The sequence below is a fragment of the Halocatena marina genome (genome assembly GCF_023276375.1).
Lineage (GTDB): Archaea > Halobacteriota > Halobacteria > Halobacteriales > Haloarculaceae > Halocatena > Halocatena marina.
This window is the reverse complement of the sequence record NZ_JALLPK010000003.1, coordinates 47,887-61,284: the sequence shown is the minus strand read 5'-3', so window position 1 is coordinate 61,284 and position 13,398 is coordinate 47,887. Positions and strand designations below refer to the sequence as shown.

The following is a 13,398-nucleotide window of genomic DNA, read 5'->3' as shown; positions in this document are numbered from 1 at the left end:
CAAAAGCTTTCTCCCTCAGTATACGACAGTTCAGCCTCACTTATGAGTTTCCGCACATAACGAATATGATACTCAACGATAAACGTCTCCGCAATATACTACTGGACGAGCACCGGCGTCCACGCCGGCGCGTTTATGCCAACGTCTGTCGGTGGCTGCAAAAGGGTCTCTTCTAACTGTTGGTCATCAGTGAGCTTTGCATCGTATCCAGAGCGATGAACATCGTAGACGACTTCCTCAACCGGCTCATCTTCGAGCCGTTCGAGTCGTTCCAGCCAGTTGCGGACGGTATTTCGGTGACGCCATACCGCTCTGCAATCATTGGCTGAGTAACGCTGTCTTTGTAGGCGATATCAGCTAGTACCCGTTGTATTGCGGTTTTTCCTTCGATCTCCGACAAGATCTGACGGAGATGTCGGCTGTGATGTTCTCCAAGTAGGTCATGAGTAGTAAGAGGCACTCTTTGTACAAGTATCTTCAACCAGTTGTGTCAGCAAGCTGTATAAAATCTACTCTGTCTGATATGACGTCGACTGCGCCCTATTTTGATGACAGCACGTTCTGTCGATGCCTCAATTGCGCTAGTAACTATCTCTTTTAGTTCGCATAATAGTGCGGACAGCGCACATTCGGTAGCGAACACGAAGATGTGGTCGACTGCCCAGCGAGCGAACTCAACGTTTTTCGGATATACGAGTTGTGATCGTAGACATTGACAGTCACGACGGTCATGTTCGTATACGGGATGAGCGGTTAAATGGGTCGTTTTGAAACGAGGTTCCGGGAGACTGCTTCTGTTGCTCTCTGGTCACTGTACGACTGGATCATGCATTATCTCACGGTTCGTGGCGGTCGAAGGAGGAATGCACCGATTCCCGCGACAACCGCCAATGCCCCACCAACGATGAAGGTCGTCGTCCAGGAGGTCATCGTGATGAGGGAGCCAGCAAGTACGCCGCCAGAGATTCCCCCGCCGACTTTCCCGAGGTAGACCAACGCATAGTTGGTCGAAGAGTGTGCCTGGCCGTAGTAATCACCGACAATGCTCGGAAAGAGAGCGAATTGCGGGCTCCAGAAGAACGTCGCAATGATGACGGCGAAGATGAATCCCAGACCCGAACCAATCTGTCCGAACCAGACGAGCAAGAACAAGCCAACTCCAGTCAAGATAGATGAAACGCCGATCGCCCACTTGCGGTCGATCCAATCGGAAACGCCGCCCACCACGATACGACTGATCCCGCCGACAAGAGCGAGTATTGTGGCCGAGGCAGTCCCTACAATTGCTGCAAGCCCGAACTGCTGAGCGAACGAAACGACCTTCGCTGTCAGCATGAGCCCAGCCGTGTTTACGAACGCGAACATCACAAGTAAATTCCAGAACTGCCAGGTCCGCACCATCTCACGCCATGTACATCCCCGTTGATTTTGAGCTGTCATGTGCGCTCTCGTCTCTGCCGTGTTCGTCGATTCGGCGAACCAGTCCGCAGGTGGATCACGGAGGACGACAGCACCGACGATGACTCCGATGCCGATAAGAATACCCATGTTTCTGAGCACAGCCGAATAGCCAGCGACCGTCGCGTTCGTGCGGACGTATGGAATAAATAATGCGCTCCCAGCGGCAAACGCCATCGTACCGATGCCGGTCGTGAGGCCTCGGTAATCCGGGAACCACTTCAGGGCGGTATTGATCGCGACGGTATAGACGATTCCGACGCCTACAGCACCGAGCGAGTACAGAATATATATCTGCCAGACCTCTGTCGCGTAAGCAAGCCCGAGATAGCCGCCGCCCGCGAGGACGCCGGCGATGAGGCTGATCAGGCGAGGTCCGTGATGGTCTCGCCACCAGCCGACTGGAAACTGTGAGAGTGACTGAAAAGCCACGAACAATGTGAAGACAAGTCCGAGCGCTGGGAGTAGGATACTCAGATCCGCGGCTAATGGACCTTCGATCGATGACCAGACATACTGATACGGGCTGACCAGAGCCATCATGACGGCTGCAGCAGCGATCTGCCACCACCGAGATCTGCCGAGGATGGTGTATGCTTGTTTAGAGTAGGAGCTCATTGAATTCCGAACCCTCCTGTTCCAGTTTTCATCATTTGTTAACTGTTGTTTGCGGTGGCAGAAGAACTGCCCCCCGAATAGTTTCGCACCAACCTGAGGAACTACTGAGTTTTCGGAGGTCGACCCACTCTGCTTTACATCACTGCTGAGTATTGAGGCTTGTAGCGACTCCCGTCATCACCTTTTGTTCCGCTCTCGCGAGATGTTCCCATGCGGTCGTCGGCGCAATGCCGATCGACTGTGCGATATCTTTTATCGAAGCCGACGAGTTCGGCCCATAGTAACCGAGATTAACCGCAGCAAGGAGGACTTCGCGCTGTCGCTCAGTGATATCCTCGGCGATCCGTGAAAGTGAGAGCTGTGTTCGACCAGAGACTTCTGAAAGAGAAATATCTCTTACTAGTTCGACATCGTTTCCAGCCTGCTCGATATCCGCAATGATAGCGCTCAACTCATCTGTTTCCTCAAGGAATAACGTCCAGTGTTCCCATCCTGCAGTAATACGTGTACCGACACGGTAGTACACACCGTGGTCGGTTAGTCGTTGGATGATGCTATCCCATTGATAGCCATCGAGAGAGAGATCGTTACAAATGCGTGACCGTTTTTGGGTAGAGAAAGAAGCTTCGCGTCGCACACTTTTCCTTCCTGTTGTAATGTTGTAATGAATTCATTGATGTCTTTCTCTGGACCTATGATTTTATAGATTCGTTTGCGTTCTGCTGTACTCCCTGTGAGTGCTGAGACAGACTGAATGGTTACCATTGGGAATTGAGCACTCACCTCACTCTCAGGTTCACCATGGTGGCGAATTCGCAAGGTGACTTCACGCATACGGATAATCCGCCACGAAGAGCGTTATAACCGTCTCATTCGGCCTGATTCCACGATATTGGGATAACGGATGTCGATAAGTGCTGTGAGGGTCTTCAATGTACTTTTCACCAATTCCTTCACCGCTCGTGCCCCAACGTCGACGAAGTGTGGAAGAGCGGTACCGAGATACTAGAAACCAACGGTCATTCCGTCCTTACGAGATTCGCTCGCACCGGAGAGGGTTCCATCATCATTGCAGTCTATCTGTGCACCGCCGAACATTCCGGGTCGTAGAATCGTCACTTGATACTCTCGACGGGCGAGTTTCGTGGACACGGAATCACTCATCCGTGCTTCGACTGCCAGTTGGCCGTTCTCCCAGTAGCGCCAGTGAGTCGCATCGAGAGCTGCCTGAAGTGGCAGATTGTAATCGATACGGTTCGAGAGAATTTGCACCTGCCCCTGTGGTCGCATATAGCCGCTCATCGTCCCGAAGGCAGCCCAGTCATCGGTATCAAATTGGACGAGTGCCGGAATAACGTACGAAACGGCCGTTCTCCCGGTTCGAGACGATTCGGATGATTGGAATCGAGTGGGAACGAACCTCCTCGATTCTGGTATGCAATTCCGGTCCTATCCGCGATGAGCCCGCTACCGAAACCCGCGAACCACGAATTTATGTACCGCGACGAGGTTACTCTCATCATCTGCAACGCAGAGCAGTACCGTGGCGGCGTCCTCTGCGTTGGCGTCCGGGATACCGAAGGTTACGTCACGGTTGACTTCTTTATCGACCAGTTGAGCCCACTCGGTTGCCCAGGCTCGGGATCCAATCGGTGGACTGTTCTCGTGCTCCGGGTCAGTGACGTAGCGATGGCCATTAGGGATGCGACCTTCATTGCTTCCAAGAAGTAGTGACCCCGGTCGGACGAGTCATACGGACAGGATCCAATCTTAATCTCTTCGGCTACGTTGAGCGCTTTGGGGAAGATGGAATCCTGGTTGTTTGGGGAGCGTTCGTATATCGTCGCTCCGTTGTAGGTGGTTGAGATCGAGTCGAGGAACTCTGGTTCGAAATCGCGTAAATTCTGTTTTGAGAGAACGCCTTCTTTCGACTGACTCGTGGCGACGATGCCAATCGATGTATACACTATTGACCGTCGTGATGAGAACCAGCCAATGTTAATTTCTGTCATATCCTATGTGAATAATATCATTTCTAAGACAGATACCCGAATTCATTCGGGAGATCCAGAAAACGACAGGTGCGAGCGACTCCCGTCTTACTCTCAAATACTGTTTATTTTCCTAATAGTCCGTTCTGCGAGCTGTTTGAACCCTACTGTATCTGGCTTGACGTCAACCGTGATTTCTTCTCGTCGTGCAGCACGTTCCGTCGGTGTCCCGATTGCCCCGACGATCGTCCCGGCTAGGCCACGTCGTAGTGCGGCAGTATCGTCTCGTTCCTTTGCAATCTCGAAGAAGTATTCTACTATTTTCGGTGACGTGAAGAGTATTCCGTCTAGTTCACCCTCTGCTGCAAGTGACACCGACCGTCCTGCAGTACTCGGACGCTCCAAGCGGTATAGATGCGTTTCATGGACAACTGCACCAGCCTCCTCCAGGCCTTGCGTCAAGACATCACTTCCATGTGCGCTTCGGGCGATCTCGACAGTCCGCTCCTCGACCTTGTCCGCTAACTCCTCAACGAGCCCCGCAGAAGTGAACGTCGAAGGGATAACATCGACCGAGTATCCCCAATTTCGTAGCGCAGTCGCAGTCTGCCGACCTACAGCACATACTGTCCCCCCATCCGGAACCCATCCATGCTCCACAGCGAGTTCGACTCCAGTCGCACTGGTGAATATACAATACTCCGCCTCACGAGGCTGTTGCCCGGTCGGACAGATAGTCAGCATTGGATCAGCGATCGGCGAAACTCCCAGCGATTGAAGAGAGCGGATAGCCTCGTCAATACGAGTATCATTAGGGCGGAGGACAGCCACCTTCGGCTTAGGCATAATGAATAATCCAGTATTGATGGCCTTGGGTGTATCGAGAACCGATCGACAGATTCCGAATTCTTCAAATCCTCCGCCCAAAACCTACTTGTATGGACAACGACGATTCACACGACTACGTCGTACCCGAGAGTGAGGAAGACCTTGACACACCTGACGTTCGGGGCTACGATTTTCGCGGCAAGTTCGACTTCCAGGAGATGCTTGACTCCTACGCGACGACAGGATTCCAAGCGACACAGCTCGCGGAAGCCATCGACATCGCTGATCGCATGCAAAAAGCGGATGCAACAATCTATCTCACATTCACATCAAATATCATCTCGTCGGGGTTGCGCGAGGCCGTTGCCTACCTCGTCCGAGAAGGGTACGTGGACGTTCTCATCACGACATCCGGAGCACTAACTGAGGACGTCATCAAAACGGCAAAACCGTTTAAGATGGGAGACTGGGACGCAGACGAGGCAGCACTCCGAGAACAGGGCATCAATCGGCTTGGCAATCTTTTCGTCCCGTCTGATCGGTATGTGTGGTTAGAGGAGTATCTGTACGACTTCTTTGACGACTTCTTCGCTGAGGAGAAAGTTCGGACACCGACGGCATTCGCACGTGAGTTAGGTGAGACGCTTGACGACGAAGACTCAGTATTGAAGCAAGCAGCGGACAACAACGTGCCGGTGTACTGTCCAGCACTGACGGACGCCGAGGTTGGGAACTTCCTCTACTATTATCGCCAGGGCTATGATTCAGACGTCGGAATCGAGATTCTGGATGACTACGATTCACTCATCGAGGACGGGTTGCTCGCGGACACGACGGGACTCATCGCGGTCGGTGGTGGGGTGCCAAAACACCATGCGATCATGACGAATCTCTTCCGCGGCGGGGCGGATTACGTCGTCTACATCTCGACGGGGATGGAGGGAGATGGGTCGCTGTCGGGTGCAGCGCCGAACGAGGCAGTCTCATGGGGCAAAATCAAGGAAGAGCGAGCGAACTACACGCAGATCGAGGCAGAGGCGACACTGGTCTTCCCATTACTCGTAGCTGGAGCTTTCAAACTGTAGTGAATGTTGTATCTAAATCGATTCAGTAACCTCGTCGAGTATATCAGTATCTACAAACAAAATGATATTATCTTCTGATTTGATTATCGTTGAGCCTCGTGGAGTCACGAGTTCATCGTCGCGAGCGATCGCTCCAATAACAACTCCATCTGGAAGATCAGTTATCGAATTCGCGATTTTGTGGTCTGTGAGAATACTATCCTGAGCAACCTCAACTTCAATCACTTCCGCACGGTTATGTTCAAGCATAACGATATTCTCAGTAGGGTTCAGTCGAGTAAACCGGACGATTTCTTCAGCGGTTTCATCACGTGGGTTGACAATCACGTCGACACCAACTGTTTCGAATAATCCGGTATACTCCAAATTCTCGACGACAGCTGCTGTTTCGTCAACACCAAGCTGACGTGCTACCAACGTTACGAGTAGATTTTGTTCATCATGTTCCAGTGCAGAAATCATCAGATCAGCTTCCCCCATCTTCTCCCGATTTAAGAAAGACATATCAGTTGGATCGCCATGAAGTACTGTCGTGTTTGGGAGTGCTTCGGCAATTTCACGGGTTTTCTCACTATTTTGTTCGACTAAACGAGGGTTATATCCATGTTCTTCGAAAAGCTTAGCCGTTTGAATTCCGACCTTAGTTGCTCCAGCAATAATAATATCGTCTGTCTGACTCCGTAATGACCTCGAAATCACAGAGGCGAAATTTTCCACAGCCTGGGTACTTCCGATAACTACTATGTGGTCATCTGGTTGAATGACTGTCTCCCCACTTGGGATTAGCAGTTCCTCGTCGCGGAAGATCGCTGCAAACGTTAATGAATTGTCACAGTCTATCTCGCGCACGGCTCGTTCGATAATAGGACTATCTTGTCCAATTTCGAATGCAACCATTCGTACAAGGCCGTTAGCAAAGGTATCCACCTCTCGAGCCGATGGAAGCTCAGAAATGCGGAAAATTGCTTCAGACGTCAGTAGGTTTGTGCATATCATATAATCAACACCGAAAGCATCTGGATGCCCATCCCACGTTTCATACAGAGTTCGATGTCTGATCCGAGCGATAGTGAAAGCATCAGAAACCAGCTTTGCGGTGCCACAGATAACAGCATTCACCTCGTCATCATCGGTACACGCAATAACCAGGTCTGCCTGTTCGATTCTGGCTTGCTGTAGTGTGTTGATCTCACGTCCGTCTCCGTGTACAGCAAGCACATCGTGTGCATACGTAAGTTCCTCTACGATACGCTGATTACGTTCAACGATGACTACTTTGTGAAGGTCTGAAAGAGTAGCAGCAATCGCTCTCCCGACCTCACCAGCACCGATTACCGTAATCCGCATCGAATCCTTAGTTGAATTATTGTCAGCTATAGATCCGAACAAAGTTTCAGTAATCATCACTAATTCATAGGGCGATTTTGGGTTATGACCAACCTCTAACGAAGTGTTCTGAATCTGCCGATACTAATATCTAGGTATCACCGAGCATTAAGAGTTCTGTTCTTTTAGGACACAGACGATGTTTGCTGGATTGTTATCAGGTGAAGCTCCTGTCCAGCAGTAGAAGATGTCAATGGTGATTGGTGTGGATAGTTCTGACCCATCAATTTCGACTCTTTCTGTGGTTGGTCTCCTGTCGCTGTCGAACGATTCTTCAGTTGGTCTTTCTCGAAAACGGGTGCTTTACTAATTGATGTTCAGTAGTGGCGTTGATCACTCAATGGTGACAGCGCCAAAACTAGAATATATAATAGTCCATCTTTCCCGAATCTTTATATTTGGACATTCGAAAGACTATGTATGGGTGATCAGACAGCCAAAACAACTGTTCGCTCGCTTTCCATAGTAGATACCATACAGCGATTGGATGGTGCGACGTTAGATGAATTAACCACCGAGCTGGCAATGGCGAGAAGTACGGTACATGTGCACCTTCGCACGCTTCTCAATCATGGCTATCTGACGAAGGAGGGTGAAATGTACCACGTTGGTTTGCGATTTCTCAATCACGGCGAATACGCACGGTCACGGAAACAGGCATACGTTCTTGCTGAAGAGACTGTATCCAAACTTTCTGAGCAGATTGATGAAGAGGTAGAATTTGTCGTTGAAAACAACGGACGGGGTATTCTTGTTCACGAATCATTCCATCCGGATAGTCAGTTTGACTCAAAGGATTCTCACACGTCCAAATCGATTACAGCTGCTGGTATCTACTATTATCTTCACAGTGTCGCAACTGGAAAAGCGATACTTGCTGAATACCCAAGGGATCGTGTTGAGGAGATAGTAGACCAGTGGGGGTTACAAGAACAGACTGGGAAAACAATTACCGATCAAGGCTCGCTCTTTGAATCTCTGGATGCGATTAAGGAACGAGGAGTTGCGTTTGCTGACGAAGAATATGTTAATGGGTTACGAGAAGTCGGTCGGATCGTAAAAAACCCGGGGGGGAGTATTCTTGGCGCGATTGCAGTTATTGGTCCGACATACCGATTCCAGAATGAACGATTCAACAATGAAATTCCAAACATTCTGGATGACTATGTCACGTCACTTGAAAACAAAATCGAAGAAACCTATCGAGAGGCGCATTTTTAGATCACGGTGATCTCCCGTATTTAGAGCACTACATAATAGGGGAGGATTGCCCATAAATCGCCAGTACGACGGCAGTAGCGTAATTTTCAACATCAGGGTCAGCCTCAGCGACGACTTCATCTCCATCACTAAGAAATTCCCAGTCTCGATGGTCCTTCCCAGCAGTCAAACCAGTCTTGATGCGCTCACGGACAGTATTCTCTGTATCGCCTGTTGACTCGTAGAAAATACCCCGTCCGGATTTACTGCATGCCCATCCGATCCCAGCAGCGGCTGTCTCACCAGATTTGACCGTTTTCCGACTTTGAACAACAGTCAGACGATCGCCGACTGTTCCCAAATCGGGAGCGGTTCCGATAACATCAAGAGCAGCATCGCTTGGAATGACTGAAGAGACACTAACTAAATTGTAATTATGAACGTTCGCAGCTGCTAGCGCTGCATCATACGATGCCTTCTCGGTTGAAGCATTTCCGATTCCCCAGACGATTCTAATTTGACCCATATCCGTTCAAATCGGACACTGAAATAAGGAGTTTCGATTCACTTGGAGCTTGCTTAGCCGCCAGAGCCAACACTTTACGCCGACAGGCTAACCATTATCAGACTCAGAACAGAAAAGAACACTTTCGCTGTTCTCGGTACACAAACCAGTCAAGAAGGTGACGGTAGCTACGTTGGCTGGGCCATCATACTTATTCATTGACCACTACTTCCTTTGGAAATTCTCCAATTGAGCAGTCCTACGGGATCAGCATCGATTAGCGATCGCGTGGAATTAGCGACAACGAGAGCACTACTGGTCGCCATCGCGACGGCGGCGAACAAGGGATTCAATAGACCGGCGACTGCGAGTGGAATCGCTACAGCATTCTAACAGAATGCCCAGCCGAGGTTCTGGCGGATGTGTCGGTGAGTCTTGGCAGCGATCGCGAAGGTTTCCGCAACTGCCTCGAGATCGTCCGAAATGATTACCGCGTCAGCAGCGTCGGTCGCAAGTTGCGTTCCTCCCATAGCGATTCCGATATCCGCGACCGCCAGTGCAGGGGAATCGTTATTCCTGTCACCAACCATAGCGACCGTTCCCCGGGAACGGAGCCGACGGATCGTTTCGGCCTTGGCTTCAGATGGAACACCTACGAATACCTCGCCAACTCCCTCAGCATCACGAAAGCGATCGGCCGCCGCCCCCTCGTCGCCTGTGATCACGACGATTTCCCGACCCTGTGATAGCGTCTCGACAGCGGCTTTCCACTCTGGTCGTGGAGCATCGCCGACGGTAATTACGCCCTGGACATGTCCGTTACTGCCGACAAGGGCCGGCACGTCGCCATCAGCGTATGCCTGTTCGACATTTTTTTCCAGGGTCGCTGGCAGGCTCCATTCATATTCATCGAATAACGCTGGATGGCCGACAAGCGTTTCCTCACCGTCAACGCGGCCGCTGACGCCGAGCCGGTGGCGCTCGAACTCGTCGACAGTCGTGTCCGTGTCGCCTTTTTTGCCTTCGACATTGGATGCTTCTTCGACGATTGTACTCGCAACTGGATGTTCTGAGAACCGCTCGAGGGAAGCTGCCCTCCGGAGGACATCTTCGATAGATAGCTCGTTGGCAGGTTCGACTGCCACTACACTCATCGTCCCTGTCGTCAAGGAGCCAGTTTTGTCGAGCGCGATGATATCGACCCCAGAAGCATTTTCGAATATGGTTTCTGCGGCGACGATAATTCCGCGACGGGCAGCCGTCCCGACACCCGAAGCGATGGCTAGCGGTGTCGCAAGCCCAAGTGCGCATGGACGGGAAACTATCAACACGGTTAGCCCGGTCAACAACGCGGTCGTCGGACTCTCTCCTATCATCAACGTCCCAAGGGCCGTCGTGATGACAAGAATAGTTACGAGAGGAACGAAGAGGGTGGCGAGTTTGTCAGCGAGTCGCTGGATTCCATGCCGCGTTCTCGAAGGTTCCACGGGTCTTCCCCGACTTCGGGACCCTCATACCACGAGACGACGATGTTCCACAGCCAGATGAGTGTCCCGAGGCCGATGAGGACCCCGCCGAGGGTTGCGATCTGATGGAGGTGCTGAATGAGCATTGAAAACGGCGCTCCGCTGGAGGTTGCATACGCTGCGTACCGTCGTGGCATCCCTTCATACCCAAGCAACAGCATTGCGAAGAACGTGATGTTGGTCCCGAGCATCCAGAGTCCGAAGTGCCACCGCGCAAGTGTCCGCTGATACATCCGACCAGTAAAGATCGGATACCAGTAATATAAAGCAGCGAAGCCAGCGAAGGCAGTCGCCCCCATCACGATATAATGGAAGTGCCCGACCACGTAGTAGGTGTCGTGGAGCACGAGGTTCACAGGGATGGCAGCGAGGAAGACACCGGTCACGCCACCGATGATGAAATTCGAGACGAAGCCGATGCAGAACAACATCGGCGCGGTTAATCGTATATTCCCGTCCCACATCGTTGTGGTCCAGTTGAACACCTTCACCGCGCTCGGGATAGCAATCGCCATCGAGACCGCCATGAAGCTGAGCCGGATACGTGGATCGATCCCGGTCGAGAACATGTGGTGGGCCCACACGCCGAATGACAAGACACCGATAGCGAGCGTTGAGTAGACAACAAATTTGAAGCCGAACAGCTTCCGTCCCGCGAACTTCGGGATGATGAGGCTCACGACACCCATCGGCGGCAACACAAGGATGTACACCTCGGGATGGCCGAAGAACCAAAACAGATGTTGCCAGAGAATCGATCCGCCGCCCTGAACTGCGAAGAACGTCGTCCCGAAGTTACGGTCCAACAGCAGCATGATCAGCGCGCTTCCGAGCAGTGGGAACGAAAACAGGATCAGTCCCGACTGAGTGAGCATCGTCCACGAGAAGATGTCGAGATTCGCCCAGTTGATTTCCTCCCCTCGGTCGGTAATGATGGTCGCAATGAAGTTGATCGCGCCGATAGTCGTTGACACGCCGGACAGATGTAACCCGAGGAGGAACAGGTCCACGCCAGGATTAGCTTGTTGGACCGAGAGCGGTGTGTACATCGTCCAGCCCGTCTGGGACGCCTGGATGGCTCCACCAGTTGCAGGATCGAGGAAAAAGCCTGCCCAAATGAGCAGCGCTGCAGGTGGGAGCAACCAGAACGCGATGGCGTTGATACGGGGGAACGCCATATCATCCGCGTAGATGAGCAACGGAATAACGTAGTTCCCGAGCGCAGCGAGGATTGGCGTTCCGAACAGGAACAGCATGGTGGTTCCGTGGCTCGTCATCAACGAGTTGTATAAGGTATTTCCACCGAGTCCAGCAAGCAGATCCATGTTCGGAGTCATGAGCTCCGCCCGCATCAAGAGCACCGCGATTCCGGCCCACCCAAAGGAAATAACGGCAAACGTACCGTAGAGTATCCCGATATCCTTGTGATCGACCGTCGTCAGCCAGCGAATGACTCCGGACGGCTTTTCCTCCGAAACGTATCCTGTCTCGTCGCTGACGGCAGTTCCCTCGCTCGTTAGTGGCGTGTACGACCGCCTGTTTTCTACGCGTGTGAGCGCCATCGCTACACCAGCGAGAAATACCCCCATCAGAACAGTCAGCGCCAGCTGTGCTGAAAGGTTCGTACACCACTTTTCAGATTCGATGGATTAGAAAGGTTACGCTTCATCCGTTCTAAGCTAACTTGGAATCAGCCGAAAAATCAATACTCGTTAGCGGTGTGAGAATCCGGTAGGAAATGGCATGAAACTTCCACCGGATTCTCCTCACCCTAGCAACTACCGCTTTAACGATCAGCTTGTCTCTCGACTTAGCCTAGAACGAATGGTCGCACACCGAGCTACAGTTTCGGCTCCAGGTTGATAGTAGCGTACAGCCAGTACTAACCGGAGCCGACCTGAACGGTGGGTTCGTCAACGATGATTCACCGCGAGTTAGATACTCCCTCAGTGAGGCGGTACGTCCACTGAAAGACTGCCTGGTGTGAGACGTGAACATCAAGGAACTTAATTACTGCAGTCATTTTTCGGAGAAGAACCAATTCAGATGGGGCCGTATCCCGAGCACACTGACGGATGTCGGGGTGCTCTCTTCCTGTTCCAACACGCGGAAGACGCTATCTCTAACGTTTCTTTGAGTGATTTTGAAGTGAGATATATCAGACCAAAAATAATCCATACATTAACATAATTTTTATATTTGTGCATTCATTGAATATAAACACCCGATCTCTATACGCCGGCTCCAGCTTTAGACAATCCGACGAGGAGTGCGCCAGCTGCCAGACCAAGAGATGCGAGTCCAGCAATTACGGTTGGAACAGCGTTGCTTATCGGAGCGATACTCAGAGCGAGGATGGTACTAATAACCAAGAGGAGACCACCTATGATGAGCAACTGTGTCTCTGAGAGGCGACTAACGATCGTAGTTTGCAGTCCGGTTCCCATGTATGCGCTTCTAGTCCATCCTTCTATATAAGTTTCACTACGCTCACCAAGGGTGCTGTGGCGTGCGACGGTGTAAGTAGCGCGCAGTCGTTACAATTCGTATGCAATATCATATATGTATTGGAGATGGTCTGCGAGTTCGATTCTCCAACTTAGATATATTGCCCAATTTATATTCTACTACCAATATGTTATATTTATAAATATCTAGTGACTATAGTCGGTTAAATTCAATATATTGTATAATCAACATAGTTAGAATACACGGAAATCGAAATGAAAATATCTTCTCTGTACTGAATTCTCTCCCTCCAATCTCGGTGTTGACATGGTAATCCGTTCATGATATTTGTT

Annotated in this window: 10 protein-coding genes and 2 pseudogenes; 2 read left to right on the top strand and 10 right to left on the bottom strand. The window is 51.2% G+C overall.

Features of this window, described 5'->3' with window-relative positions; all coding sequences use genetic code 11:
* Positions 1–831: 831 nt before the first annotated feature.
* The 5 genes and pseudogenes from MW898_RS21050 to MW898_RS21030 all read right to left on the bottom strand — a co-directional run bounded on the left by MW898_RS21050 (position 832) and on the right by MW898_RS21030 (position 4,913).
* Entirely contained in the window at positions 832–2,076 is a 1,245-nt protein-coding gene (locus MW898_RS21050) for an OFA family MFS transporter (protein ID WP_248910280.1), read from the bottom strand.
* Between the two features lie 139 nt (positions 2,077–2,215).
* Positions 2,216–2,713 (bottom strand): helix-turn-helix domain-containing protein, encoded by a 498-nt coding sequence (locus MW898_RS26050; protein WP_248910279.1) that lies wholly within the window; start codon positions 2,711–2,713, stop codon positions 2,216–2,218.
* Between the two features lie 368 nt (positions 2,714–3,081).
* Positions 3,082–3,596, bottom strand: a pseudogene (locus tag MW898_RS21040) (gamma-glutamyltransferase).
* A gap of 63 nt (positions 3,597–3,659) precedes the next feature.
* Complete coding sequence (locus tag MW898_RS21035; protein ID WP_248910278.1) at positions 3,660–4,088, bottom strand: gamma-glutamyltransferase; 429 nt, start codon at positions 4,086–4,088, stop codon at positions 3,660–3,662.
* Positions 4,089–4,181: 93 nt separating this feature from the next.
* Positions 4,182–4,913: a uroporphyrinogen-III synthase gene (locus MW898_RS21030; RefSeq protein WP_248910277.1), complete on the bottom strand. Its 732-nt coding sequence runs from the start codon at positions 4,911–4,913 to the stop codon at positions 4,182–4,184.
* A 92-nt stretch (positions 4,914–5,005) separates the two neighbouring features.
* On the opposite strand from MW898_RS21030, the gene MW898_RS21025 reads away from it, so the two are divergent.
* On the top strand, positions 5,006–5,980 hold the full coding sequence (locus MW898_RS21025; protein ID WP_248910276.1) for a deoxyhypusine synthase: 975 nt from the start codon (positions 5,006–5,008) through the stop codon (positions 5,978–5,980).
* 12 nt (positions 5,981–5,992) lie between these two features.
* Here MW898_RS21025 and trkA read toward each other — a convergent pair whose 3' ends face one another.
* Positions 5,993–7,327, bottom strand: coding sequence for a Trk system potassium transporter TrkA (gene trkA, locus MW898_RS21020; protein WP_373689901.1), 1,335 nt, complete (start codon positions 7,325–7,327; stop codon positions 5,993–5,995).
* A 459-nt stretch (positions 7,328–7,786) separates the two neighbouring features.
* Here trkA and MW898_RS21015 point away from each other — a divergent pair, with 459 nt between their 5' ends.
* Positions 7,787–8,587 (top strand): IclR family transcriptional regulator, encoded by an 801-nt coding sequence (locus MW898_RS21015; protein ID WP_248910274.1) that lies wholly within the window; start codon positions 7,787–7,789, stop codon positions 8,585–8,587.
* A gap of 28 nt (positions 8,588–8,615) precedes the next feature.
* Here MW898_RS21015 and MW898_RS21010 read toward each other — a convergent pair whose 3' ends face one another.
* From MW898_RS21010 to MW898_RS20995, 4 genes and pseudogenes are all read right to left on the bottom strand, one after another.
* Positions 8,616–9,092, bottom strand: a complete 477-nt coding sequence (locus tag MW898_RS21010; protein WP_248910273.1) for a pyruvoyl-dependent arginine decarboxylase — start codon at positions 9,090–9,092, stop codon at positions 8,616–8,618.
* Between the two features lie 194 nt (positions 9,093–9,286).
* Positions 9,287–10,543, bottom strand: a pseudogene (locus MW898_RS21005) (heavy metal translocating P-type ATPase); the annotation flags it as partial.
* The gene (locus MW898_RS21000; protein WP_248910271.1) at positions 10,483–12,186 is read right to left on the bottom strand and encodes a cbb3-type cytochrome c oxidase subunit I; all 1,704 of its coding nucleotides are present in this window, start codon (positions 12,184–12,186) and stop codon (positions 10,483–10,485) included. The pseudogene MW898_RS21005 and the gene MW898_RS21000, both read right to left, overlap by 61 nt.
* Positions 12,187–12,828: 642 nt before the next feature.
* The gene (locus MW898_RS20995) at positions 12,829–13,044 is read right to left on the bottom strand and encodes a hypothetical protein (protein ID WP_248910270.1); all 216 of its coding nucleotides are present in this window, start codon (positions 13,042–13,044) and stop codon (positions 12,829–12,831) included.
* Between the last annotated feature and the right edge of the window lie 354 nt (positions 13,045–13,398).

What these genes read in the sequence shown, in the direction of transcription:
- trkA (WP_373689901.1), bottom strand. Translation starts at nt 7,327, where the DNA reads ATGCGGATTACGGTAATCGGTGCTGGTGAGGTCGGGAGAGCGATTGCT.
- MW898_RS21010 (WP_248910273.1), bottom strand. Translation starts at nt 9,092, where the DNA reads ATGGGTCAAATTAGAATCGTCTGGGGAATCGGAAATGCTTCAACCGAG.
- MW898_RS21000 (WP_248910271.1), bottom strand. Translation starts at nt 12,186, where the DNA reads ATGGGGGTATTTCTCGCTGGTGTAGCGATGGCGCTCACACGCGTAGAA.
- MW898_RS21030 (WP_248910277.1), bottom strand. Translation starts at nt 4,913, where the DNA reads ATGCCTAAGCCGAAGGTGGCTGTCCTCCGCCCTAATGATACTCGTATT.
- MW898_RS21015 (WP_248910274.1), top strand. Translation starts at nt 7,787, where the DNA reads ATGGGTGATCAGACAGCCAAAACAACTGTTCGCTCGCTTTCCATAGTA.
- MW898_RS21035 (WP_248910278.1), bottom strand. Translation starts at nt 4,088, where the DNA reads ATGACAGAAATTAACATTGGCTGGTTCTCATCACGACGGTCAATAGTG.
- MW898_RS21050 (WP_248910280.1), bottom strand. Translation starts at nt 2,076, where the DNA reads ATGAGCTCCTACTCTAAACAAGCATACACCATCCTCGGCAGATCTCGG.
- MW898_RS21025 (WP_248910276.1), top strand. Translation starts at nt 5,006, where the DNA reads ATGGACAACGACGATTCACACGACTACGTCGTACCCGAGAGTGAGGAA.
- MW898_RS20995 (WP_248910270.1), bottom strand. Translation starts at nt 13,044, where the DNA reads ATGGGAACCGGACTGCAAACTACGATCGTTAGTCGCCTCTCAGAGACA.